This is a genomic window from Corynebacterium sp. MSK047, assembly GCF_030232285.1.
Classification (GTDB): domain Bacteria; phylum Actinomycetota; class Actinomycetes; order Mycobacteriales; family Mycobacteriaceae; genus Corynebacterium; species Corynebacterium jeikeium_D.
The window spans coordinates 1-23714 of record NZ_JASPJI010000019.1 but is presented as its reverse complement, the minus strand read 5'-3'; the positions used below and the strand labels follow the sequence as shown (position 1 = coordinate 23714).

The following is a 23714-nucleotide window of genomic DNA, read 5'->3' as shown; positions in this document are numbered from 1 at the left end:
CACAAGACCGTGCGAGATGGCCGTCCTGGGAGACCTCATTAAACAGCATTCTAAACAGCCTTGTGTTCCTGAATTAACGCAGCGAGCTGGTACGCATCATCCAACTTCAACTCCGTTGCCACCGGAGTGACCGCTCCCGGCACCATGTCGATCCGCACGTTCGCCACTCCCGCCGCTTTCTTCAGCGGAGAAATGGTTAGTGTATGCCCCTGGATGCGCTGCCAGGGGACCATGAACCGCGTATGCCAGAACCGACCCTTGGTCACTAACAGCCCCCGCTTCGTGGCCTGCACCTTTTGAAATTTCCAGTCAATTGGGCTGAGCCACCATGCCGTGCGTGGAGTCTGCCAGGAGCCCAGCAGGTCATCGGTAGAGGCCGGTCCCGCAATCTCAGTCATCAGGTAATCGACAATCGTGTCCGTCTCCGGTGTCGGCGCCACTGGCACCAGTGTGTTGTTCGACTGTGCACTGTCCAGGCCATAGCCCGCCACGGAGACATCCGCACGGGACCACCTCCACGGACGCCACCAGAGCGGTTGCACCACTTTAAAGCCATGAATGCGATCAATGGGAATGGTCTGAGCGCGCGTCGACAACAGCCCGGCGGTAATCGCCAGACGCCTGCTTTCCGACGATACCTTCAGCGTGAAATCCCACGACTGATTTAGTACTCCGAAAAGGCCGAGCGCGAAACTGCCAATCACAATCAAAGTAGTGATGGTTACTCCGCTGAGGATTTCCACGATGAAGTCGGTGAACAGCGCAGAGACAACGGCGAGGAGGATAAGAGCTATGCCGACGAAAAGACCGGGTCCAATGGCCACGGATGCAATCAGCCGTCCGACATTGACCGGGCCAAAGATGGTCTTCGCGTCGGACATGCGGGAGGACATGTGGGCGCTGGAGTCTTGAGCAGCGGCGGGGCTGTCGCCGTCGTAAAGCGAATGTGCCAGTTCGGTGTCCAGCTTTTCTACCTCACCCAACACGTCGGCGCGGAACTGTTCGCACTGCGGGGGAGTGAGGTATTTGATTGTGAAGTGCGAATCGGAGCCGCCGGCTGTTTCAATGACAATTTCGGCGAGCCCGAAAATGCGCGCCAACAATGGTTGGTTGATATCCACCGCCTGCACGCGGTCGAGCCGTGCCGCGCGTCGAGAACGCAGTAGCCATCCGGAGCCGTAGCGAACCTCATCGTCGGTGAGTTCGTAGAACGTATACCGCCAGGATAGCCACGAGAAAAATGCAATCAGACCAATAATTATGGCGACCGCACCGGTACCGACAAGGAGACCGAGCCATGCCCAGTCGTAGAGCTGAGTCACGACCGCAACGGCCAACTGCCACTGATTCGCGACTGCGAATGCAGTCACCGCAGCGATTGTGGCAAAGCTTTTGAGCAGCGGAGATAGGGGATGAACTCTATGCCTCATTTAGAGACCCGCCATCCGGTCGTGGGCGCGCTGAGATAGACGAGCGCGCAGGGCGAGCGCTTCTTCACGTGGCAAACCGTGGACAGCTGCATCCGAGCTCGCCGATGCTGTGTTGAGCTTCAACGTTGCAAGTCCGAATAGTCGAAGGAGAGGTCCTTCATCGATGTCGATGAACTGGATTCGTCCGTAAGGGACGACAGTGACCGAGCGCCACCAGCGTCCGGACGCAACAATGAAGTCGTTGTCCTCTTCGAGGTATCGGTGGGCACGAACTCGTCGACCGATGAGCCAGTAGATATATGCGAAGTAGAGCACGCAGGCGAGGACGCCCAACCACATCCACGGAGTCCACATCACAGCGGCGACGACGGCTGCAATCGTGATAACTAGCAGGGGAGCGGCGTGCGCGATTCGCTTCACCTTAGCCAGCGCGGGGTCGACCGGTTGTAGCGCGGAATTCTCGGGGACTAATAAATCAAGCGGCTCCATAGTTGATAGTTAAACACAGACGGTAAAGCTTGCGTCTGGCCTGGTGCTTCGGTAAGAACGGTGGCTATGGATCGCAGGAAACTCATAGCAGTACTTATCACGCTGATCACCATTTTGGTCTGCGTCGAGATTTATCGGTACATGCAGACTTTGCCAGCTTAAGTTGCTGGGCTCAGTTGTTGAGCGCAACAGCACAGCGCTAACCAGCGCAAGCTTCACCCGCCTTATTCCCTATGCACCAAAGAGCTGGCGCGGAGCCGCCCACGCATCGATGGCAATGCCCTCGACTGCCTGGGCGTCAGCGCCGGTAAAGGTAGTCACCTTGCGGTCGTCGTTGTAGCGGGGCATGTGTGAGGTGCCTTCGCGGATGAACTCGACCGCCACTTGGTGGAATGGATGGTTGGGTTCTTTCATACCGAAGAAGCGTGCAATGTCGATGCAGTGCGGAGCACCACTGGTGCGGCCAGCAGGTGCATAGCCCAACCCTTCTCCCGGTTCGAACTGTGCCGCCCACACATCCAGCTCAGCCGCCACGGACCGTTCGGCGACTTTAACAGCGTATGAGCGAATCGCTGAGTCAGAAATGACATTCCCCATCGGACGCTCGGCATAGGCGGTGGCCGGAAATTCGCCGTGGCCGCGATGCCCCTTGGCGTAGCGCCGAGCCATCCACTCTCGCATGGGCAACTTGTCCATCGCCACAACCGGCGGTTCTGAGAAGAACTCTTCGCTGGTGGCGGTCACCATCGTCGGCAGTGTGGGAGCAAAGCTGTCGAAGCGAGGCCCAATTGCCGGATCCGAAGGCGAGGATGCCGACACCAATTTCTGGGCCCGAGCGACCCTGCGTTCGTCGGCACGCGAAAAGACGTCGGTGGACGGCACACGTCCCACGCCGATGCCGGCCAACGTGCGGCGGAGGCGCGAGCCCGACAGCAGCGAGAAGGCCGGCGACATGGCAATGGTGCGTTGGATCTGGCCGCGCGTGCGATCGTCGGCAGCCAGAGTGAGCGCCAGCGCCGCACCCGCCGATTGCCCCGAGATAGTGATGTTGTCGATATCGCCGCCGAAGGCAGGCGCGTTACGACGAGCCCACTGCAGCCCCAGATACAGGTCATCAATGGCCCGGTAGGTCTCTGTTTCACTGTCACGCCAGAAGCCCTCGAGGCCCTTGCGGTATCCAAGCGAAACGGTGACGATGCCCGCCTGTGCGAAGGCCGTCGCGTCCGTCCAGGGTTCGGAGGGATGCCCAAACTCGTAGCTACCACCGTGAATCCACAGCAATACCGGATAGGAGGCGTCCGCGGGCTCAGCCGGTGCGGTGACGGTGAGAACTAATTCGCGCTCGGGTTCACAGCGCCGAGTGCCCGACTGTGGGCCGTCTGCCACCGGTGCCGACGCGGCGAACGGAGCAGCATCTGCGTAATCGATATTGAAAACTTGTATTGCGCCATCGTGAATACGGCCGGTTAGCCTCCCGCAGGGAGCGGAAATAGTCGTCTCTGTCATGGCGGAAAACGCCTCCTCGTCACGGTTGGTCCTGCCAGAAGGGCGGGGAGTCTGTTTCAGACGGTAGGCGCACTCTGGTTTTTCGAGCACGCTACAGTTGAATTCACTATGACCAATGATGCACGAAATCCACTGTTGACACCGTCGGAATTGTTCTGCGAATTGCCAGATTTTGCGGCAATCGATGACAGCCACGTCCGCGAGGCTTTTAGCGAAGCAATGCGCAGCCATGCGCGCGAGATTGACGCCATCGCCACGTCGTCGGAGGCTCCGACCTTCGTTAACACCATCGAGGCAATGGAGAAGGCGGGCCAGGATCTGGACCGCGTCGCTGCTTATTTCTTCAACGTTGCCGGGACGGACGCCACCGACGTCCGCATGGAAATTGAAGCCGAGATCGCCCCGCAGCTCACAGCACACCTGGATCAGATTCGCATGCGCAGTGACCTGTGGCAGCGCATCAATGCCATCGACAGCGTTGAGGACGCCGCCAATCCGGAAGAGGCGAAGCTGCTGCTGAAGAAAGTCCGCGAAGACTTCCAGCGCGCCGGTGCGGACCTCAGCGACGAGGACAAAGCCGAGCTCAGCCGCATCAATTCCCGTCTCTCTGAGCTCTCCACGGCTTTCGGTGAAAACCTGCTGAAGGACACCGTCGCGCGCGCCGTGGAGATCTACGACCGCGAGGAACTCGCCGGGCTTTCCGACGACGCCATTGCGTCCTTCGCCGCCTACGCGAAAAAGGCCGACACCGATGCGCCGTGGCTGATTCCACTGGACCTACCGTCAACTCCGGCACAGCTGGCTGACCTGGATAATCCGGCTACTCGCGCCAAGCTCTACGAAGCCTCACTGGGGCGTGCGGGTGCTGCCTCCGGCACGTTCGACAACTCCGACATTGTGCTGGAAATGGCGCGCCTGCGTGCCCGCCGTGCCAAGCTGCTCGGCTACGACACGCATGCGGATTACGTCATTGCCAAGGAGACGGCAACCACCGCAGAAGCTGCTCGGAAACTCATTGCAGACCTGGCGCCAGCTGCCATTGCCAATGCTGAAGGCGAGTACAAGCGGGTCGCTGATCTGGCTGGCGATGAGACGGTCGCGGGCGCTGATTGGCCGTATTGGGAGCGCCGTCGTAAAGCGGAAGAATTCGCAGTCGACACGGAGGAACTCAAGAATTACTTCGAGCTGCACCGTGTCATCGAAGACGGCGTGTTCTACGCTGCCCGCAAGCTCTACGGCATCGAGGTAGTCAAGCGCGAGGACCTGCAGGGATACGCGCCGGGCACGACCGTGTGGGAGGTACGCCAGGGCGGAGGCGAGACCATCGGCCTGATTATTACGGACTACTTCTCGCGCCCGACCAAGCGGGGCGGTGCGTGGATGAGCTCGTTTAGGGATCAGTCCCGTCTGCTGGGGCGCCTGCCAGTCGTGGTCAACGTGATGAACATCGCCGAAACCGAACCGGGAACCCCGGTGCTGCTGACGCTCGACGAGGTCACTACTGCTTTCCACGAGTTCGGGCACGCCCTCCACGGTCTGCTTTCCGACGTCACGTACCCGACCTTCTCGGGCACTAACGTCCCGCGCGACTTCGTGGAATTCCCCTCCCAGATCAACGAGAACTGGGCGCTTGAACCGTCCATTCTGGCCAATTACGCCGTCCACGTTCGTACCGGTGAGCCGATCCCGGCCGAGCTAGTCGAGTCGGTGAAGAAGGCCCGCACCGCTGGTGAGGGATTCGCCACGGTTGAGTACCTCGCCGCGTGCGCCATCGATCTGGCCTGGCACAGCCTCACCGAGGAGGAAGCAGCTCAGGTCACTGATGTTGATGCCTTCGAAGCGGAAGCACTTGCCGAACTCGGCCTCGACGTTCCCCACCTGGCTCCGCGTTACCGCTCCCGCTACTTCAACCACATCTTCGCCGGTGGTTACTCGGCGGGCTATTACTCCTACCTGTGGGCAGAGGTTCTCGACGCGGACGGTTTCGGTTGGTTCACCGACAACGGCGGTGCCACAATCAGCGGCGGCAGCCACTTCCGCGAGGAGATTCTCTCCCGTGGTGGCGCCATCGATTTTATGGCCGCCTACCGCGCTTTCCGAGGCCGCGACAAGGACATCCAGCCGCTCCTCGAACGCCGCGGGCTGTCGGGCACTGATGCCTAGCTTCACGCTTTACGACGAGCGCCGCGACCGCCGCCCACTGGTTATTCCGGTCACCGGCAGGGTAGGTTGACACTCATGGCAGAAGTATTCGACAGAGTAGGGCAGTGGCTTATCCAATTGCCACTGCTTGCGCAGGTCAGCGTGCTATGCGTGGTTCTGCTGGTAGTCGGAGGGTTTGTTGCTTTCGTTCTCGTTGGCGCAATCGATGTTGTCAGCGGTCGCCTGTGGCAGAGGTCAGTGCGCTGGCGGGAGCGTTCGCAGGAGCGTCGAGGAGCGGGCAGCGAGAGCTAGTAGCCGATGAGGTAGTGGCCTGTAGATAGCTCACCGGGAGTCCCGATGAATTGAGCTGGGAGAAGCCCCCTTTAAGTGTTGGGTCGCTATCGCTGCCCTAAGGTATGTCTTAAAGTATTAGGAAATTTGCCCAACAGGCTAGAGTTGGGTAGTTCGCAAATATTTCGCAGTAGGGAGCTGAGTTAGCATGCATCGGTCGAGGCACTCGAAGGTCCTACTTGCCCTAATCGTTTTGCTTCTTCTCATCCTCATCGCTGGTGCAGTCACCGATTTCCAGTTTTAGCCTCGGTTTTAGTGCCGGGCACATAACTTGAAAGATCGGTGAACAGCAAAAATGAGGGACTAAGCGTTCTCGAACCAATTAACGCTTAAATCCGGGGAAGCGAGGCAGGTCCTCGACAAGCACGGCCTTGCCCTCGGCATCGGTTAGCGGAATGCACCAGTTCGGGTATTGGTCGTGGCTCGTGCCCGGCTGGTTCTGAGTACGACGGTCGCCGACCATGTCCACCAGGGCCTCACACTTCAGCGCGGATGGCGTCTGGTCGAGGAAGCGGTGCAGGCCCGTGACCAGTGCGTCAATTGGTGGCAGATTATCGCGAGTAAGGGACTGAACATCCATGTCCGCAGCGGCCGTGTCACCAAAGCAGCCAGCTTCCTTGGCAGAGCCCAGAACCTTACGAATCCACTCGAAGTCCCGACGGTCTTCCTCCGCGACGTCGGAAAGCAAAAGCCCCAGGCGTTCCCGCAGCTTGATGTGCTCGCCTGCGAGGTAGCCTGCCGTCGGCGGCAAATCGTGCGTGGTGACGGAGGACAGGCATAGGCTGCGGTATGCGCTCGGTGGTTTCGGATGGTCGCCCTCGGATTCAAACCACACAATCGAGGTGCCCATGATGCCCCGCGAGGCCAGGTAGTCCTGCACCCACGGCTCGAAAGTGCCCAGGTCTTCACCTACGACGAGGGCCCCAGCGAGCTCGGCCTCAAGTGCGAGAATGCCGACCATTGCCTCGTGGTCGAAGTACAGGTAGGTGCCATTGACGGGGGACTCCATTCGCGGCATGACCCAGAGGCGGAACATACCCAGCACGTGGTCAACACGAATGCCACCTGCGTGGCGAAGGATTGTGCGCAGCATGTCGCGCCAGGGACGGTAGCTGGCCTCGGCTAGCTTGTGCGGGTTCCACGGCGGCTGCGACCAGTCTTGGCCGCGCTGGTTAAAACCGTCTGGCGGTGCGCCAACAGAGATAGCAGGAGCGAGCCAATCCGCAAGGTTCTCGGCATCCGCGCCGCCAGGGTGCACGCCGACGGCAAGGTCGGCCATGATGCCGATGCGCATACCCGCATCCAGGGCTGCCTCTTGTGCCTGGCCGAGTTGCTGATCGAGAATCCACTGCACCCAGAGGTGGAAGTGGAAGATTTCCTCCCGCAGAGATTCGACACTGGCGTGGTTACCCAACGGTGGAACCAACTCGATATCGTTCTCGGCTACGGCACCAGAATCGGAAGTGGCAGCGCGTGCAGCATCGCGGGCAGCAGCGCGATCCGCGAGCTCGCGCTCGGTGCACCACGACGCGTAGTCGTAAATGCCACGGCCCTCGGCCTCCAGCCAACGGTCAAATTCCGCCTGGCGTGCGCTGGACAGGGGGATCTTGTGAATTGCCCGCAATACCTTGAGCTTTGCAGCGTAGATGGGGTTGCGGTCAATCTCATCAGGGCTGTGATTGAGCTGGTGGAAAGAGTTCGCTAGCGCACGGGCTTCATCGGCCTCGTCCTTGTCCAGGTACCCGAACTCGTCGATAAGCTCTGGGCGCGCGTACAGCGGATTGACATAGCGGCGCGTGGTGGGCAGGTACGGCGAGTCTTCTACCGGAGGCAGTGGCTCTGCGGCGTGCAACGGATTGATGAGGACGAAATCAGAGCCCGCGTGCTCTGCACTGACCTGTGCCAAGTCGCCGAGGGTAGCGAAATCGCCGATACCCCAGCTGCGGCTGGAGCGTACCGAGTACAGCTGTGCCATGACGCCATGCGCAGGATTCTGCACGTACTTGTCGGCAGTGGCGAGACGGTTGGGGGTTACGGCCACATCGCACTCAGCGACGTTGTCGTCGTTGACTGCGCGCAAGCGATGCCAACCAAGTGGCAGATCCTCTGGAATTGCGAAGGCGGCTTCTCCCATCAACACATCGCCGACTTGGCGTGGCGGAACCAAGTGGTGCACCTGAGCGCAGGGCCATTCTGCGCCGTCCTCCAGTTTCACAGTCACGCTGACATTGCTGCCGTGCGGTACGTGAACCAGAACTCGGTGGAAGATGCCCTGGCGGGTAACTACCACGGGCGGGAGAAGGCGAGACCACTGCGTATCTGCCCACTCGCGACGGGCGTCGTTGATTTCGGCATCGCTGGGATCTGGGCCCAGATCGATGTCGAGAGCAGCGAGAGTTTTTAGCACTGTCTCACGAGAGACGTGCACGAGTTGGCCCTCGGTGGAGTAGTAGGAAACCCCAACTCCGACATCTTTAGCGAGGTCGGCGAGTGGAGAGGAAAGGGGAGGATTGGAAGCTGCCTGTGTCACCCTTTCCATCATGCCAGTTTAGAAAAACTTTGCCAGTAGTAAGGTAAATCACTTCGTTATCGAAATATTTACTGAAATCACAACGGCGCAGGGTTTGATGTTCTAAGTTGATTCCTAACGAAACCAACGACGGACAGAACTACCGAAAGTAGGGGTTTGTAACTCGATGCGTGAATATACTACCGAGGCGAAATACGTCATCGGCGAGGACGAAACGATTATTACCTCGCTGCAGGAGCTGGTGCAGAAGCGCCCGAAGCTGGTGCTTTTCACCCGCCCCAAGAACTTTGAGTGGGTAAATGTCACTGCTCAGGAGTTCTATGACGAGGCAAAGGGCGTCGCTAAGGGGCTAATTGCCAACGGTGTTCAGCCGGGCGACCGCGTAGCGCTGCTCAGTGAGACTCGCTACGAGTGGAACCTGATCAATACCGCTATCTGGATGGCAGGCGCTGCTGTTGTCCCGATTTACGGCTCTTCTTCGTCTGGCCAGATTCGTTGGATTATTGAAAACTCCGGTGCTGTTTTCGCATTTACCGAGTCGCGTGAGCACACCGACCGCATGAAGCCTCTGCTGGTCGAAAAGGGCACCGAGAACCCGGAGGGCGAGTCCCAGCTGCGTCGTGTACTGGAGATTAACGCTTCCGCTACTGACACCATTAGCTACGAAGGCCGTGACATTGACGGCGACGAGGTCGAGCGCCGCATCAAGGACACCAAGGCCGACGACCTGGCAACCGTGATCTATACCTCCGGTACCACTGGTCGTCCGAAGGGCTGCGTGCTCCTGCACAGCAACTGGCTGGCGGAGGCCCGCGCCATCCTCACCAACGAGATTGGCCTGATTGCCCGGCCGGGTAACCGCATTCTGACCTTCCTGCCGTTGGCGCACGTGTTGGCTCACGCAGTGTCCCTGGCTTCGATGATTTCCGGTGCTACCCAGTCTCACTGGGCTGATACCAAGACCGTCACCCTGGAGTTCCAGCGTTCCCGTCCGCACATGATTCTCGGTGTGCCGCGCGTGTTCGAGAAGGTTCGTGACTCCGCCTACGCCTCCGCTAAGGAGAAGGGCGCATTCGGTCTGGCCATGTTCGAGCGTGCTGAGGCCACCGCCATCGAGTACTCCAAGGCTCTGGATACTCCGGCAGGTCCGTCGCGTGTCTTGAAGCTGCGTCGCCAGCTCTACGATCGCCTGCTGTTCTCGAAAATTCGCGCAGCTATGGGTGAGGCCGTGCAGTACACCATTTCCGGTGGTTCGGCTCTGTCCTCTGACCTCGGGCACTTCTTCCGTGGTCTCGGTGTGCCTGTCTACGAAGGCTACGGTCTGACTGAGTCCACGGCTGCCGTCACCGTGAACAACCCGAGCGAGCAAATCATTGGTACCGTTGGTCGTCCGGTCGGTGGTTGCTCGGCCGCTATCGCTGATGATGGCGAAGTTCTGCTCCGTGGTCCGGTTGTGTTCGACCGCTACTGGAAGAACGAAGAGGCTACCAAGGAAGCCTTCATCGACGGCGAATGGTTTAAGACTGGTGACCTCGGTGAGCTGACCGAAGAAGGCCACCTGAAGATCACCGGCCGCAAGAAGGACCTCATTGTCACCGCTGGTGGTAAGAATGTCGCGCCGGGCCCGATGGAAGACCGCATGCGTGCGCACCCGCTGGTGTCCCAGGCAGTCGTCATCGGCGATGGTCGTCCGTTCGTCTCCGTGTTGGTCACTCTCGATGAGGAGGCACTGGAGAAGTGGAAGATTGAGCACTCCGTCCCCGAGCACACCTCGATCCGTGAACTCGCTGCCTCCAGCGCAGTTTTGCGCGCCGAGATTCAGGACGCCGTCAACTCCGCTAACGAGCTGGTTTCTCACGCAGAGGCCATTAAGAAGTTCCATATTCTGGACAGTGACTTCACCGAGGAAAGCGGCGAGCTGACCCCGACCATGAAGGTCAAGCGCAACATTGTCATGGACAACTACTCGCGTGACATTGAGGCTCTCTACCAGCGTTAATTCACGGTCTACCCGCTGCCGATAGAAAACGGCAGCGTGTTGTTACCGCGCTAGCGCCCCTCACCCCATTAAGGTGAGGGGCGCTAGAAATTTTTAAGGAGTTTTCAGTTTTCGAAAGTCGGCATTCGTCAATGTTCGTCGATATTCGAAAGCGGAAGACTGCAATGATGTCACCGGCGCCGAAGATGTCGTGGGAGGGCGGGCAATGATTAACCACTTCGATGCTCGGCTACGCCTGCGCGAAGTGACCCAAGAGCTCTACGACATTGGTGACGAAGTTGCCGAACACATCGAGCACCTTGCTCAGGCGGTTGCTGATGTAGATCGTGAGCTGGTGGACGAATGTGTCCTCGAGCTCGCTGACATCGTCGACGAGGCCGTTGAGGACTGCCGCCCTCTGATTGGTGAGCTTGATGGTCTACGCCAAGCGTTTACCTCCGGCATTCGCTCGGGGCGCATCGGTACTCTTTCCTCCGCTTCGACACCGCGGCGACACCCACATCCGGCACCGAAGTCGCCGGATGTGCAGTCACTGTCGCTCATTCCGGCTCCTTTGAAGCATCCGGTTGCAGTCCCTACGGTCACGCAGGCAATGATTGCTCGCTCCGATGCCGTGGCTTCTTACCTGGAGGAACTCGCCGACTGGGTTTCCGCCGAAAACATCCGAGGCGTGGAAAAGCTCGGTAGTGTGGTGCTTCCGCAGCTTTACGCACAGTCTGGCCGCCGTGCACTGTCCGCTGCCGCCGCTTGGTGTGTTGCTGTTCCCGAGACTCATCCGGCAGTTGCCAATGCGCTGCGCGGCCGTAGGCCTCCGGAGTTCCTGATGGAACGTGCCCGCATCGATGAAATTGTCCGCCGCGTCAAGCAACGTCGAGCCAAGGAGCATGCGTGAGCGAAGCCTCCGCACACACCGATTCCTTCGGTGTCTACTTACACGTCCCATTCTGTGCCACCCGTTGTGGCTACTGTGATTTCAACACGTACACGCCAGGTCAGCTGGGCAGTGGCGCAACGCAGGGAGACTACCTCGATGCCATCGTGGCTGAGCTCGAGATGGCCGTCGTAAAGCACCCCGAACTAGCGCGTGGCGCCGATACCGTATTCGTCGGCGGTGGTACGCCGTCGATGTTGGGGGCGAGTGGTCTTCGTCGCCTGCTCGACGGTGTGCGCAACAGCTTTGGGCTTGCCGACGACGCCGAGGTCACCACCGAGTCGAATCCCGAGTCGACCTCCCCGGAGTTTTTCGAAGGCTTGGCCGAGGCAGGGTTTACCCGGGTGAGTCTGGGCATGCAGTCGGCTGTGCCGCATGTGCTGGCCACTCTGGATCGTACGCACACGCCGGGGCGTCCTGCGGCGGCAGTGGCGGAGGCACGCGCGGCCGGCTTTGAGCACATCAACCTCGACGTTATCTATGGCACGCCAGGGGAGTCGATGGCGAACCTCGATACGACGTTGGAGGCAGTCCTGGCCACGGACGTCGATCATGTTTCGGCGTACTCACTGATCGTCGAGCCGGGTACCGCGATGGCGCGTAAGGTCCGTCGTGGTGAGCTGCCGATGCCTGACGACGACGATCTCGCCGACCGCTACGAGCGCATCGATGCCGCACTGAGTCAAGCCGGTTTTTCCTGGTACGAGGTGTCCAACTGGGCAAAACCGGGCGGCCAATGTCGTCACAATATGCTCTACTGGCGCGATGGAAATTGGTGGGGTGCGGGCCCCGGTGCACATTCGCACCTGGATGGCACGAGGTTTTACAACGTCAAGCATCCGGCTCGCTACGCGGCGACCATTTCCGGCGGAGAATTGCCGATTAAGGATTCAGAAAGGCTTACGGCCGAGGATCGGCACACTGAGAAGATTATGCTGGGCCTCCGCTTGGCCGAGGGTATCGATGCCAATCTGCTCGGTGAGGATGAGCTGGGCAAGGCACGTCGGCAAGCGGAAGCGGGCATGGTGGAGTTTGTTTCCGTCGATGGCGGCCAGCGGATTCAGCTGACCAATCGCGGTCGTTTGCTGGCCGACGCCATAATTGTTGACATCCTTAGTTAAACTATCCGCATGTCATCTCAGACGGATAAGCGCAGGCAGGAAGTTCTTCGGGCAATTGTCTCGGATTACGTAGCTTCCCAGGAGCCAGTCGGCTCGAAGGCTCTGGTGGAGCGCCACAATCTGGGTGTGTCCTCGGCGACCATTAGAAATGACATGGCGGTGCTGGAGGCCGAGGGGTATATCCAGCAGGAACATGCATCGTCCGGACGTATCCCGACTGAGAAGGGCTACCGCCTTTTTGTGGACAATCTTTCGCAGATTAAGCCGCTGTCCCGGGCTGAGCGCCGAGCTATCCTCGAGTTCCTCGAAGGCGGCGTCGATCTGGAGGACGTGCTGCGCCGCAGTGTGCAGCTGCTGGCCCAGCTAACTCGTCAGGTCGCAGTGGTGCAGGTGCCGACGCTGGAGGTCTCCCGCGTCCGGCACTGCGAGGTCGTACAGCTCGCCGACGCGCGATTGTTGCTGGTAGTCATCACTGACACCGGGCGCGTGGAGCAGCGCAATGTTGAGCTGCCAGCACCGATGGATCCCGATCTCGTGCCGCTCTTGCGTGAGCATTTCAACCGCGCAATGTCGGGGCACACGCTTGCCGACGCGTCGATTGCGATCTCCGATCTTGCGGCTAACGCCCCGCGTGATTTGCGGGATGTGCTTATTCGCTGCTCGACGGTGCTGGTGGAGTCGCTGATTGAAAAGCCGAATGACAGACTCATCCTGGCCGGAGCGTCGAATTTGACCCGTGGTAATATGGCCGGTCGCTTACCTTCTACGTTGCCCATGGTTCTTGAAGCTCTCGAAGAACAGGTGGTCGTACTGAAACTGCTGTCGGCCGCGCAGGATTTGCACCACGTTCGCGTTTCCATCGGTGAGGAAAACGAGGACGAGGAGCTGCGCGCTACCTCAGTTGTTTCAACTGGCTATGGCACCGGCACCGAAATTTTGGGTGGCATGGGCGTAGTTGGCCCCACATTTATGGATTATCCGGGAACAATTTCCTCGGTTGCTGCTGTTGCACAGTACGTTGGCCGGGTATTGAAAGGAAGTAGCTAAAGTTGGCACGCGACTATTACGGCATCCTCGGAGTGGAGAAGGACGCTACGGACGCTGAGATTAAGAAGGCGTACCGAAAGCTGGCGCTCAAGTACCACCCAGACCGTAATCCGGGTGATGAAGAAGCTGCGGAGAAGTTCCGTGAGGCCTCTGAGGCGAACGAGGTCCTGCTGGATCCTGAAAAGCGCCGGATTGTGGATATGGGAGGAGATCCTCTCAATCCGCAGGCCGGTATGCCAGGCGGTGGCTTCGGCGGTTTCGGCGGCGGCGGAGTCGGCGATATCTTCGAAGCATTTTTCGGCGGTGCCGGCGGGACCCGCCAGCGCCGCTCGCGTGTGCAGCCAGGTGCAGATGCGCTGCTGCGTATTTCGCTGGGCCTCGATGAGGCATTCACCGGTGTCCGCAAGCCCATCACGGTGGACACCGCGGTGCTGTGTGAGCAGTGCGAGGGAACTGGCTCGAAGTCCAAGTCCAAGCCGAAGATGTGTACCAGCTGTGATGGTACTGGCGAGATTCAGCAGGTCCAGCGTTCCTTCCTGGGCAATGTGATGACCTCGCGGCCGTGCCCGACTTGTGAGGGCACCGGCGAAATTATCCCCGATCCGTGTAACAACTGCGGTGGCGACGGCCGCGTGCGCGCTCGCCGTGATCTGACGGTAAACGTTCCGGCAGGTATCTCTGATGGCATGCGTATTCGCATGGCAGGTCAGGGCGAGGTCGGTCCGGGCGGTGGCCCGGCGGGTGACCTCTACGTGGAAGTTGCCATGGACCCGCACCCGGTATTCGAGCGTGAGGGCGATGACCTGCACTTTAACGTCCAGGTGCCCATGGCTGATGCCGCACTTGGTACCGAGTTTGAGGTCGACGACCTACTCGGCGAGCCAATGACCATCAAGGTTGATTCAGGCACCCAGCCGGCAGAGCAGATTCGCCTGTCGGGCAAGGGTATGCCACATCTGCGCGGCGAGGGCAACGGCGACGTGGTCGCACACGTCGATGTCACGGTGCCGACGAAGCTGGACCGTAAGTCCCGCGAGCTGCTGGAGAAGCTGCGCGAGCACCGCGATGATGATGCCAAGGTGGCTAATTCCAGCGAGCGACACGGATTCTTCTCCCGTTTCCGTCGCCGTTGAACACGCCATCCCCCCATAGCCCCACAGTGAGTGTGAAGCACGCATGAGTTTGCCCGTATTCCTCGGTGATTTCGCCGAGCTGCCGCACCCGGAGGAAATCATTCGGATCCTCGGGCCTGAGGCAAAGCACATCAGCGTTCGCAGGCTGAAGGAGGGCTCGGAGATCCTTCTTGCCAATGGTGCGGACAAGGTGGTGCGAGCACAGCTCATGCACGTAGACCCTCGTGAGGTTCACGTTCGTGTGGTCGCCGCAGAGGAACGTCCACGTCCGCGCCCGCACGTCACTGTGGTGCAGGCGCTGCCGAAGTCGGATCGTGCTGAGCTTGCGGTCGATTTGATGACCGAGGCCGGGGTCGATGAGATTATCCCCTGGGCGGCCGTGAATTGTGTGGCCCGATGGCAGGGTACCGCGAAGGTCACTAAGGCCCGCGCCAAGTGGCAGTCGGCTGCGCGCGAGGCAGCCAAGCAGGCTCGTCGTGCATGGATTCCGCCGGTCGCTGACCTGCATAGCTCCGCTGATATTGAGCAACTCATCCGGGAAACCACGTCAGCAGGTGGTGTGGCAGCAGTTTTGCACGAGGAGGAAACAGCTCCGTTCGTGGACTTCGCCGCGCAGGCAGCAAACGCTGACAAGGTTCTTTTCATCGTCGGCCCAGAAGGGGGAGTCAGCCCTGGGGAACTCGAGGCCTTCCGCGCCGCAGGTGCTAGCTCGGTAGTACTCGGCCCGACAGTTCTCCGCAGCGCCCTCGCGGGAGCTGCTGCTCTTTGCGCACTGGGCCCGTTGACAAAGCGCTGGGGCGGCGCACCCACGCCTGGTCAGTAGGATAGACGCATAATGACAAAGTATTCAGTAACTGCTCGTACCACTGCCGTCGTCGAGCTCGATGACAATCTCGCGCCGATTGTGGTCGGTCATGCGGATCAGAACCTACGTCTGCTGGAATCTCTGCTGGCAGCGGATATTCATGTCCGCGGCGGAGTTGTGACAATCAAGGGTGCTCCGGCGGATGTTTCGTTGGCTGTCCGCGCTTTCAAGGAGCTAGAGGCGATGGCCCGTCGTGGGCACGAGCTCTCCCCGGAGTCGGTGCGGCACGCGGTGGGCATTGTGGATCGCGGGGAGAAGTCCGCCAGCGAGGTGCTCGGTGGCGGCATCGTGACACATCGTGGCAAGACCGTGCGCCCCAAGACTGAGGGACAAAAGAACTACGTCGATGCCATCGACCGCTATAACGTTGTTTTCGGTATCGGCCCCGCCGGTACGGGCAAGACCTTCCTGGCCATGGCCAAGGCTGTTGCTGCGCTGAAGAATAAGCAGGTCGAACGCATTATTCTGACTCGCCCCGCAGTGGAGGCCGGTGAAAACCTGGGCTTCCTGCCGGGTACTCTGCACGAGAAGATTGACCCCTACCTGCGCCCATTGCACGATGCGATGCGCGAAATGCTTGAGCCAGAGCTGATTCCAAAGCTGATGGAAACTGGGGTAGTGGAGGTCGCACCGCTGGCGTACATGCGCGGTCGTACCTTGAACAATGCGTTCATCATTCTCGACGAAGCACAGAACACTACTCCGGCGCAGATGAAAATGTTCCTCACCCGCCTGGGCTTCGGTTCGAAGATGGTCATCACCGGTGACGCCAGCCAGGTCGACCTGCCTCGAGGGCAGAAGTCCGGTCTAGCTGTCGCCCGTGAGGTGCTGCGCGGCGTGCCGGGAATCGCTTTTCCGGCGCTGGCGGCTGCGGATGTGGTGCGCAACCCGCTGGTAACCGCAATTGTCGAGGCCTACGATGACTACGATGCCTATAACGAAGGTATTGAACAGGGCGCCGAGTCCCCACAAAAGCGACAGTCCGCCACAAAGCGATAAAGGACGCTGAAATTACATGAGCATTGAAGTTTTCAACGAGTCCGGTCAGGGCGTCAATGAAGAGTCGCTTATCGACGTTGCCCGTTATGCGCTGGGCCGCCTGGACGTGCATCCGGCAGCCGAGCTGAGCATTCACATTGTCGACTTGAAGACAATCGAAGACCTCCATGTGCGCTGGCTGGATCTGCCGGGTCCGACGGATGTGATGAGCTTCCCGATGGATGAGCTTACTCCTGGCTCTGGCCGACCAGATGCAGCTAGCCCAGGGCCGGCGATGCTGGGCGACATTGTGTTGTGCCCGGAGTTTGCCGCAGGGCAGGCGGAGCGTGCAGGCCATCCGCTAAGCCACGAGTTGGTTCTGCTCACCGTGCACGGCGTTCTGCACCTGTTGGGTTATGACCATGTCACGGCGGAGGAAGAGCGCCAGATGTTCTCCCTGCAGAATGGCCTATTGGCGGATTGGTACGACGACATCGATCGTCGTGGCGTGAGCTTTTCCGAAAAACCAATTAACCCCAATGCGTTCCCGGAGCGTTCTAACGAGCGATGATCACTTTGATAATTGTCGCCGTTGTGGCGATGATCTGCGCTGGCGGACTTAACACAGTCGAAACTGCGGTCGCAGGCATTTCCCGTGCGCGCGTGGCAGAGCTGCAGCGTGACGAGGTCGCAGGTGCTAATGCGCTTCTCAAGGTCGTAGAAAATCGCGCTCGGCACGTCAATGTGCTGGTGATTTTGCGTACGCTGTGCGAGTCAATCGGTGCAGTGACGCTTGCGGCAGTTTGTCTTAAGCTTTTCGAGCCGGAGCGCTGGGCCATTGTGGCTGCAGTGGTGTTGTTGGCTCTGTTCACCTTCCTGGTCCTCGGGGTGTTTTCCCGCACGATGGGTCGGAAGAATCCGTACTCGATTTCCCTCGCCACCGCGGTCGTTCTGAGTTTTATGGCCAAGGTGTTGGGGCCACTGGAAAAGTTGCTGATTTGGTTCGGCAACATCATCACCCCTGGTGGTGGCTTCCGCGATGGCCCGTTCGCCACTGAAGTCGAGTTGCGCGAGATGGTCGATATCGCCCAGGAGCGCGGCATTGTGGAGCACGATGAGCGCCGCATGATTCAGTCTGTGTTCGATCTCGCGGAAACGTCGGCACGCGTTGTTATGGTTCCGCGCCCAGAGATGGTGTGGATTGAGGCGGATAAGCACTGTGGTCAGGCAGTGGCCCTATGCGTGAAGTCGGGTCACTCGCGACTGCCGGTGATTGGCGAGAGCGTTGAGGACATCGTCGGCGTCATTTACTTGAAGGACATTGTCCAGCAGACGTACTCGCGTACTGATGGCGGCCGCGGTGTTCGCGTCTCCGAGGTCATGCGTGACTGCGTTTTTGTGCCCGATTCCAAGCCACTGGATGACCTGCTCGATGAAATGCAGCGCACCCGCAATCACATCGCCATCCTCATCGATGAATACGGATCGGTCGCCGGCCTTATCTCTATTGAGGACATCCTCGAGGAGATTGTCGGTGAGATTGCCGACGAATACGACGAGGCCGAGCAGGCCCCCATCGAACCACTGGGGGATGCCTCCTACCGCGTGCAGGCGCGCCTCAGCTTGGGCGAGCTCATAGAGCTTTACGACGAAGCCCACGGGCGCCAACTCGTCTTCGATGACGAGGTCACCGATGAGGTGGATACGGTCTCCGGTCTGTTGGCATATGAGCTTGGACGTGTGCCACTGCCCGGTTCGTACGTAGAATATGCAGGACTGAAGTTTACCGCCGAGGGCTCGCGTGACCGTCGTGGTCGTATGCGGGTACGCACTGTGGTGGTGGAGCCGACTGCGGAGTTTTACTCCGAGGAAGAAGATACTGATGGGCAATCTTGATGACATGCTGGCCAATGCTGGACTTGGCGGAGATGCTGATGATTACAGTGCGCCGGAGGGCTTTCGCTCTGGGTTCGTTTCCATTGTGGGGCGTCCGAATACCGGTAAGTCCACGCTGACCAATTCCCTGGTGGGCGAGAAGATCGCTATTACCGCTAACCAGCCGGAAACCACGCGTCATCCAGTCCGAGGTGTAGTCCACCGCGAGAACTGTCAGATCGTTGTCGTGGATACGCCAGGTCTGCACAAGCCACGCACGCTGCTCGGTGAGCGCCTGAATGACATGGTTCAGGAGACTTACTCCGATGTGGACTTGGTCGCGATGGTCGTGCCTGCCGACGAGAAAATTGGCCCCGGTGACCGCTGGATTTACGAGAACGTCTCCAAAGGTTGCAAGAACATCATGGGCATTGTGTCCAAGGTGGATAAGGTCTCGCGCGACACCATTATTGAGCGCCTGATTGAGCTGCAGGAGTTGCTCGGTCCGGATGCCGAGCTTGTGCCACTGTCGTCGAAGTCCGGCGAGAACATCAATACGCTGATTGATGTCATGGCTTCGCAGTTGCCGGAGGGCCCACGCTTGTACCCAAAGGGGCACATCACCGATGAGGATTTGCACACCCGGATGGCGGAGCTCATTCGCGAGGCGGCCCTCGGCGGTCTGCGCGATGAGTTGCCGCACTCCGTGGCAGTCCAGATTGATGAGGTGCTGCCGAACCAGGATCGCGAAGGCGTCCTGGATGTCCACGCCGTTATCTATGTCGAGCGTTCGGGGCAGAAGTCCATCCTCATGGGGCGCGACGGTCGACGCATGGGCACCACCATTCACAAGGCTCGTAAGGAACTCATTGCACTGCTCGGTCAGAATGTTTACCTCGACCTGCGCGTGAAGGTGCTGAAGGACTGGCAGTCGGACCCGAAGCAGCTGGGCAAGTTGGGATTCTAAAAAGTTGGTCGAGCCGTATCGCGACCGTGCGCTGGTCGTACGCCGCTACGACCTCGGCGAAGCCGACCGCATCATCGTCCTTTTCACCCGTGACCACGGCCTAGTCCGCGGTGTCGCCAAAGGCGTGCGGCGCGCGAAGAGCCGCTTCGGCTCCCGCCTCTCACCATTCGTCGACGTGGATGTCAACATCTACCCACGCCGAGGACTGTCCACTATCGCAGGCGCCGATACCGTGCGCACGTGGGCAGCACCGCTTGTCGACGACTATGCGCGCTACACCTGTGCGTGTGCAGTCCTGGACGTCGCCGAACGCATTGTCGGCGAGGAGCAAGTGCCGGCTCCCGAATTGTGGGATCTCACCACTCAATCGCTCGACGAGGTTGCGGCCGGTCGCCATCGCCCCGATTTGTTGCTGACCTCCTACATTCTGCGAGCAATGGCGCAGGCCGGTTGGCAGCCAAGCCTCTTTGAATGCGCAGGCTGCGGCAAAGCCGGGCCTCATCATGCGTTTTCTCCCGCATTAGGTGGAGCAGTGTGCACTAACTGCCGGCCACCGGGTGCAGATACTCCGCCGACCGAGGTTCTGCATCTGATGTGGCAGCTTGCTCATGAGCAATGGGCGGGCATCGATACGTCGTCAAGCGATTTTGAGGGGCGGATTGCGACGGCGCGTACCCTAACGGCGAAGTACCTGCAGTACTACCTGGGCCGCCGGGTGCCGGCGCTGGAACATGTGGATGCTTTTTGGCAGTAAACAGTAGCGGTGGGGCACAATAGGAAGCGTGTTGAATCCTCCTGTACCGCAGCAATTCGTGCCCAATCACATCGCGCTCGTGATGGACGGCAATGGTAGATGGGCCGAACAGCGTGGGCTCAAACGCACCGAGGGGCACAAGCGTGGTGAGGCCGTGCTGATGGAGTGCGTCGATGCTTGTTTGGAGATGGGTGTCAAGCACCTGTCGGCCTACGCATTTTCCACTGAGAATTGGCGTCGTTCGGTCGATGAGGTCCGATTCCTAATGGGCTTTAATCGCGATGTGCTGCGCCGACGTCGTGATGAGCTGGATTCGAAGAACGTTCGCGTGCGTTGGGCAGGGCGTCGCCCGCGACTGTGGCGCTCGGTGATTAAGGAACTTGAGGTTGCCGAAGAGCAGACGAAGGACAATGACGCGCTAACTCTGTATATGTGCGTCAACTACGGTGGTCGCGCTGAAATTGTTGATGCTGCTAGAGAGATTGCTCGTCAGGCAGCAGCGGGGGAGCTCAGCGAATATGACTTGACTGAGAAGTCTTTCGCACAGTTCCTGGATGAGCCGACTATGCCGGATGTTGATCTGTTCCTGCGTCCGTCGGGTGAGCAGCGCACGTCCAACTTCTTGATCTGGCAGTCCGCCTATGCGGAGATGGTCTATCAGGACAAGCTTTTCCCGGATTTCGGTCGGGATGACATGCGCGCCGCAGTGGTGGAGTACGCCAAGCGCGACCGTAGGTTCGGCAAGGCCTAGAGCCGGTATTTTTTTTGGGGGGGGGGAGGGAGCCCGGGCTACTTCTTCTGGCAGTCCCCACACAGGCCGAAGACCTCAGCAGTGTGCCCGGTCAGATTAAAACCGTGCTCCTCCGCAAGGCTGTGAGCCCACTGCTCGACAGGGCCGCCGGCGACTTCAACGGTGCTGCCGCAATCGGTGCAGACCAGGTGATGATGGTGGTGGTCACCGCACAGCCGGTAGAGAGCCTCTCCGGAGGCATTGTGCAGAACATCGACAATGTCCATTTCTGCAAGGGACTGGAGCGTCCGATAGACCGTCGTCAAGCCGACCTTGTCCCCACGTTCCGTCAGCGACTTATGAATGTCAGCAGCGGAGCGAAAATTAGGGGCCTCACTCATAATCGACACGACGGCGCGGCGTTGGCGAGTACTGCGCTGGCCGATGCGGGTTGCGGCCGGCCGCGCGGAGACGTGTGCCCCGGTGCTAGCGGGGGAGCCCGTACCACGTGGGTTTTCGCCAGAACTAACTTCGTGCATATCTTCGCCAGCCATGTAACCGACACTACCCGGTATCGGTTGGACAAGATGCGCTAGAGTATAGGGGAACTTTTAACTGGCCTGTTGGGGTCAGTACATTTTGCTTTTCATTATGTCGTTCGCCGCACGGAACGGGCTGAATTGTGTGCCCGGAAAAGGCGTGTGGTGTGCGATGCGAAGCCATTTATAAGGAGTGGTCTAGACCGTGGCACCTAAGTCAGTTGTCGATACCGTCGCCAACCTGTGTAAGCGCAGGGGGTTCGTTTACCCGTGTGGTGAAATTTACGGCGGTACCCGCTCGGCATGGGATTACGGTCCCCTGGGTGTGGAGCTGAAGGAAAACATCAAGCGCCAGTGGTGGAAGACCTTCGTCACCGGCCGTAAGGATGTCGTCGGCCTGGATTCCTCCATTATCCTGCCGCGCCAGGTCTGGGAAGCTTCCGGCCACGTCGCTACCTTCACCGACCCGCTGGTGGAGTCCCTGCACACCCACAAGCGCTACCGCGCTGACCACCTGCTGGAGGCCTACGAGGCCAAGCACGGTCACCCGCCGGCCAATGGTCTGGCAGACGTTCCGGACCCGGAGACCGGTCAGCCGGGCAACTGGACCGAGCCGCAGATGTTCTCCGGTCTGATGAAGACCTTCCTCGGCCCGGTCGACAATGAGCAGGGCCTGCACTACATGCGCCCGGAGACCGCTCAGGGTATCTTCGTCAACTTCAAGAACGTTATGACCACGGCTCGCCTGAAGCCACCGTTCGGTATCGGCCAGACCGGTAAGGCATTCCGCAACGAGATCACCCCGGGTAACTTCATCTTCCGTACCCGCGAGTTCGAACAGATGGAGATCGAGTACTTCGTCGCACCGGACCAGGCGGAAGAGAAGTTCGATGAGTGGGTCGACGCCTGCTGGAACTGGTTCATTGACCTGGGCGTTAACCCGGAGAACATGCGTCAGTTCGACGTTCCGAAGGACGAGCGCGCTCACTACTCTGCACGCACAATCGACTTCGAGTACCGTTTCCACTTCCAGGGAAACGAGTGGGGCGAGCTGATGGGTGTCGCCAACCGTACGGACTACGACCTCGGCTGCCACATCGAGCACTCCAAGGAAGACCTGCGTTACCACGACCAGGTTACCGGCGAAAAGTACGTTCCGTACGTCATTGAGCCGTCCTTCGGTCTGACCCGCGCCCTGATGGCCTTCCTGTGTGATGCCTACACCGAGGAAGAGGTGCCGAACGCAAAGGGCGGCACCGACACCCGTACTGTGCTGAAGCTGGACCCGCGTCTGTCGCCGGTTAAGGTTGCTGTTTTGCCGCTGTCGAAGAAGGACACCCTGACTCCGACTGCTGAGGCTGTCGCCGACAAGCTGCGCCAGTACTGGGCCGTCGATTACGACACCTCCGGTGCTATCGGCCGTCGTTACCGTCGCCAGGATGAGATCGGTACTCCGTTCTGTGTCACCGTTGACTTCGATACTCTCGAGGACAACGCTGTGACCGTCCGTGACCGCGACACCATGGAGCAGGAGCGCGTCAAGATTGACGAGCTGGAAGGCTACCTCGCAGCTCGCCTGGTGGGCTGCTAATGGCCGAAGAAGTTTTTTGGGAATCCTATAGTCTCGGCGACGGCTCTCGGGAAAAATCCGAGCAAACCTGGCCGATTCTGAAGGAAAGCACCGAAGTCGGCACGTACATCCGTGATGAGCAGGGCGATCGCCTCAACACCCCGGAAGGGGAGTGGGTCATTGACGCCTCTGCTAATCACCGTGTTTCCGCCACGCTTCCCGACGGCCGCGTGTTCTCGACCGTTGCTGCTGACCGTGACAAGATTTCGCGAGCCAAGCAGCTTTCAGTGACCTTTGGGCCGGTTCGTCCTGAAGGCAAGCTGGTGTGCGAGGGATCGACGAACTACGTCATCGAGAATGCGAAGACCGGCGAGAAGTGGGGCCAGTTTACCGGTGCGTCCCGTGGCGTGCGCCACGCAGAGGTGCAGTTCGACACCGATGAGGGCCGTGCGCTGCCGGAAGAGGAGAAGATCTTCCTGGTCTACAGTGCTCGTCGAGTGCTGGAGTCCCGCATGGTTTCCTCTACCTGGATTCTCACTGTCTGCTTGCTCTTGCTGATTGCCTATATGATTTGGGTGTGGATCGTGTAGCAACTATTGCAGACAGCGTCGTTTACGACGAGAACCAAAAGACCCTGTCCGACGGCTGGAGCTGTCAGGACGGGGTCTTTAGTGCTTTCTGGGTTAAGGGTCAAAATGTGTGTCTGGCTCGGCGTGTCGCGGGGGTTAGATTTGGCCTTTTTGAATGCCGATTGAGT

22 protein-coding genes are annotated in these 23714 nt (G+C 59.6%); 17 read left to right on the top strand and 5 right to left on the bottom strand.

Annotation, left to right across the window (positions count from 1 at the left end):
• Positions 1-50: 50 nt before the first annotated feature.
• The 3 genes from QP981_RS08660 to QP981_RS08650 form a co-directional block, all read right to left on the bottom strand.
• Positions 51-1370, bottom strand: a complete 1320-nt coding sequence (locus tag QP981_RS08660; RefSeq protein ID WP_069359244.1) for a PH domain-containing protein — start codon at positions 1368-1370, stop codon at positions 51-53.
• A gap of 60 nt (positions 1371-1430) precedes the next feature.
• On the bottom strand, positions 1431-1919 hold the full coding sequence (locus QP981_RS08655; protein ID WP_049192868.1) for a PH domain-containing protein: 489 nt from the start codon (positions 1917-1919) through the stop codon (positions 1431-1433).
• A gap of 231 nt (positions 1920-2150) precedes the next feature.
• Positions 2151-3425: a carboxylesterase family protein gene (locus QP981_RS08650; protein WP_049192869.1), complete on the bottom strand. Its 1275-nt coding sequence runs from the start codon at positions 3423-3425 to the stop codon at positions 2151-2153.
• A 108-nt stretch (positions 3426-3533) separates the two neighbouring features.
• On the opposite strand from QP981_RS08650, the gene QP981_RS08645 reads away from it, so the two are divergent.
• The gene (locus QP981_RS08645; protein WP_284857855.1) at positions 3534-5588 is read left to right on the top strand and encodes a M3 family metallopeptidase; all 2055 of its coding nucleotides are present in this window, start codon (positions 3534-3536) and stop codon (positions 5586-5588) included.
• Between the two features lie 75 nt (positions 5589-5663).
• Complete coding sequence (locus QP981_RS08640; protein WP_070866660.1) at positions 5664-5879, top strand: hypothetical protein; 216 nt, start codon at positions 5664-5666, stop codon at positions 5877-5879.
• A 361-nt stretch (positions 5880-6240) separates the two neighbouring features.
• Here the strand turns inward: QP981_RS08640 and malQ are convergent, their stop codons facing one another.
• Positions 6241-8460: a 4-alpha-glucanotransferase gene (gene malQ / locus QP981_RS08635; protein ID WP_284857854.1), complete on the bottom strand. Its 2220-nt coding sequence runs from the start codon at positions 8458-8460 to the stop codon at positions 6241-6243.
• 154 nt (positions 8461-8614) lie between these two features.
• Between malQ and QP981_RS08630 the strand changes: the two genes are divergently transcribed.
• From QP981_RS08630 to QP981_RS08575, 12 genes are all read left to right on the top strand, one after another.
• Entirely contained in the window at positions 8615-10447 is a 1833-nt protein-coding gene (locus tag QP981_RS08630) for an AMP-dependent synthetase/ligase (protein WP_016423122.1), read from the top strand.
• A gap of 205 nt (positions 10448-10652) precedes the next feature.
• Positions 10653-11339 (top strand): hypothetical protein, encoded by a 687-nt coding sequence (locus QP981_RS08625; protein ID WP_016423121.1) that lies wholly within the window; start codon positions 10653-10655, stop codon positions 11337-11339.
• Entirely contained in the window at positions 11336-12499 is a 1164-nt protein-coding gene (gene hemW / locus QP981_RS08620) for a radical SAM family heme chaperone HemW (RefSeq protein WP_284857853.1), read from the top strand. Before QP981_RS08625 ends, hemW begins: the two co-directional genes overlap by 4 nt.
• A gap of 9 nt (positions 12500-12508) precedes the next feature.
• A complete protein-coding gene (gene hrcA / locus QP981_RS08615) occupies positions 12509-13546 on the top strand; it encodes a heat-inducible transcriptional repressor HrcA (protein ID WP_016423119.1) in 1038 nt (345 codons plus the stop codon).
• A 2-nt stretch (positions 13547-13548) separates the two neighbouring features.
• Complete coding sequence (gene dnaJ, locus QP981_RS08610; RefSeq protein ID WP_284857852.1) at positions 13549-14679, top strand: molecular chaperone DnaJ; 1131 nt, start codon at positions 13549-13551, stop codon at positions 14677-14679.
• A 43-nt stretch (positions 14680-14722) separates the two neighbouring features.
• Positions 14723-15502 carry a 16S rRNA (uracil(1498)-N(3))-methyltransferase gene (locus QP981_RS08605; RefSeq protein ID WP_284857851.1) on the top strand — a complete coding sequence of 260 codons (780 nt, stop codon included), beginning with the start codon at positions 14723-14725 and terminating at the stop codon, positions 15500-15502.
• Positions 15503-15514: 12 nt separating this feature from the next.
• Positions 15515-16543: a PhoH family protein gene (locus tag QP981_RS08600; protein ID WP_005511086.1), complete on the top strand. Its 1029-nt coding sequence runs from the start codon at positions 15515-15517 to the stop codon at positions 16541-16543.
• Between the two features lie 16 nt (positions 16544-16559).
• Positions 16560-17093 (top strand): rRNA maturation RNase YbeY, encoded by a 534-nt coding sequence (ybeY, locus tag QP981_RS08595; protein ID WP_005511056.1) that lies wholly within the window; start codon positions 16560-16562, stop codon positions 17091-17093.
• Positions 17090-18418 (top strand): hemolysin family protein, encoded by a 1329-nt coding sequence (locus QP981_RS08590; protein ID WP_016423115.1) that lies wholly within the window; start codon positions 17090-17092, stop codon positions 18416-18418. Before ybeY ends, QP981_RS08590 begins: the two co-directional genes overlap by 4 nt.
• A gap of 4 nt (positions 18419-18422) precedes the next feature.
• A complete protein-coding gene (gene era / locus QP981_RS08585) occupies positions 18423-19364 on the top strand; it encodes a GTPase Era (RefSeq protein WP_042389423.1) in 942 nt (313 codons plus the stop codon).
• A 4-nt stretch (positions 19365-19368) separates the two neighbouring features.
• Positions 19369-20118, top strand: coding sequence for a DNA repair protein RecO (gene recO / locus QP981_RS08580; RefSeq protein ID WP_284857850.1), 750 nt, complete (start codon positions 19369-19371; stop codon positions 20116-20118).
• Between the two features lie 28 nt (positions 20119-20146).
• A complete protein-coding gene (locus QP981_RS08575) occupies positions 20147-20869 on the top strand; it encodes an isoprenyl transferase (RefSeq protein ID WP_502869563.1) in 723 nt (240 codons plus the stop codon).
• Positions 20870-20907: 38 nt separating this feature from the next.
• Here the strand turns inward: QP981_RS08575 and QP981_RS08570 are convergent, their stop codons facing one another.
• Entirely contained in the window at positions 20908-21402 is a 495-nt protein-coding gene (locus QP981_RS08570; protein ID WP_284857849.1) for a Fur family transcriptional regulator, read from the bottom strand.
• Between the two features lie 190 nt (positions 21403-21592).
• Between QP981_RS08570 and QP981_RS08565 the strand changes: the two genes are divergently transcribed.
• The 3 genes from QP981_RS08565 to QP981_RS08555 form a co-directional block, all read left to right on the top strand.
• Positions 21593-22978 carry a glycine--tRNA ligase gene (locus QP981_RS08565; RefSeq protein ID WP_049170727.1) on the top strand — a complete coding sequence of 462 codons (1386 nt, stop codon included), beginning with the start codon at positions 21593-21595 and terminating at the stop codon, positions 22976-22978.
• On the top strand, positions 22978-23547 hold the full coding sequence (locus QP981_RS08560; protein WP_049189625.1) for a hypothetical protein: 570 nt from the start codon (positions 22978-22980) through the stop codon (positions 23545-23547). Before QP981_RS08565 ends, QP981_RS08560 begins: the two co-directional genes overlap by 1 nt.
• Positions 23535-23714, top strand: a 180-nt coding sequence (locus tag QP981_RS08555) for a hypothetical protein (RefSeq protein ID WP_284870006.1), incomplete at its 3' end; no start/stop codon positions are given. The genes QP981_RS08560 and QP981_RS08555, both read left to right, overlap by 13 nt.

Coding starts and splice junctions, on each gene's coding strand:
- QP981_RS08625 (WP_016423121.1), top strand. CDS start 10,653: ATGATTAACCACTTCGATGCTCGGCTACGCCTGCGCGAAGTGACCCAA.
- QP981_RS08560 (WP_049189625.1), top strand. CDS start 22,978: ATGGCCGAAGAAGTTTTTTGGGAATCCTATAGTCTCGGCGACGGCTCT.
- QP981_RS08640 (WP_070866660.1), top strand. CDS start 5,664: ATGGCAGAAGTATTCGACAGAGTAGGGCAGTGGCTTATCCAATTGCCA.
- ybeY (WP_005511056.1), top strand. CDS start 16,560: ATGAGCATTGAAGTTTTCAACGAGTCCGGTCAGGGCGTCAATGAAGAG.
- hrcA (WP_016423119.1), top strand. CDS start 12,509: ATGTCATCTCAGACGGATAAGCGCAGGCAGGAAGTTCTTCGGGCAATT.
- era (WP_042389423.1), top strand. CDS start 18,423: ATGCTGGCCAATGCTGGACTTGGCGGAGATGCTGATGATTACAGTGCG.
- QP981_RS08630 (WP_016423122.1), top strand. CDS start 8,615: ATGCGTGAATATACTACCGAGGCGAAATACGTCATCGGCGAGGACGAA.
- QP981_RS08645 (WP_284857855.1), top strand. CDS start 3,534: ATGACCAATGATGCACGAAATCCACTGTTGACACCGTCGGAATTGTTC.
- QP981_RS08600 (WP_005511086.1), top strand. CDS start 15,515: ATGACAAAGTATTCAGTAACTGCTCGTACCACTGCCGTCGTCGAGCTC.
- QP981_RS08605 (WP_284857851.1), top strand. CDS start 14,723: ATGAGTTTGCCCGTATTCCTCGGTGATTTCGCCGAGCTGCCGCACCCG.
- QP981_RS08570 (WP_284857849.1), bottom strand. CDS start 21,402: ATGGCTGGCGAAGATATGCACGAAGTTAGTTCTGGCGAAAACCCACGT.
- malQ (WP_284857854.1), bottom strand. CDS start 8,460: ATGATGGAAAGGGTGACACAGGCAGCTTCCAATCCTCCCCTTTCCTCT.
- QP981_RS08590 (WP_016423115.1), top strand. CDS start 17,090: ATGATCACTTTGATAATTGTCGCCGTTGTGGCGATGATCTGCGCTGGC.
- QP981_RS08655 (WP_049192868.1), bottom strand. CDS start 1,919: ATGGAGCCGCTTGATTTATTAGTCCCCGAGAATTCCGCGCTACAACCG.
- QP981_RS08650 (WP_049192869.1), bottom strand. CDS start 3,425: ATGACAGAGACGACTATTTCCGCTCCCTGCGGGAGGCTAACCGGCCGT.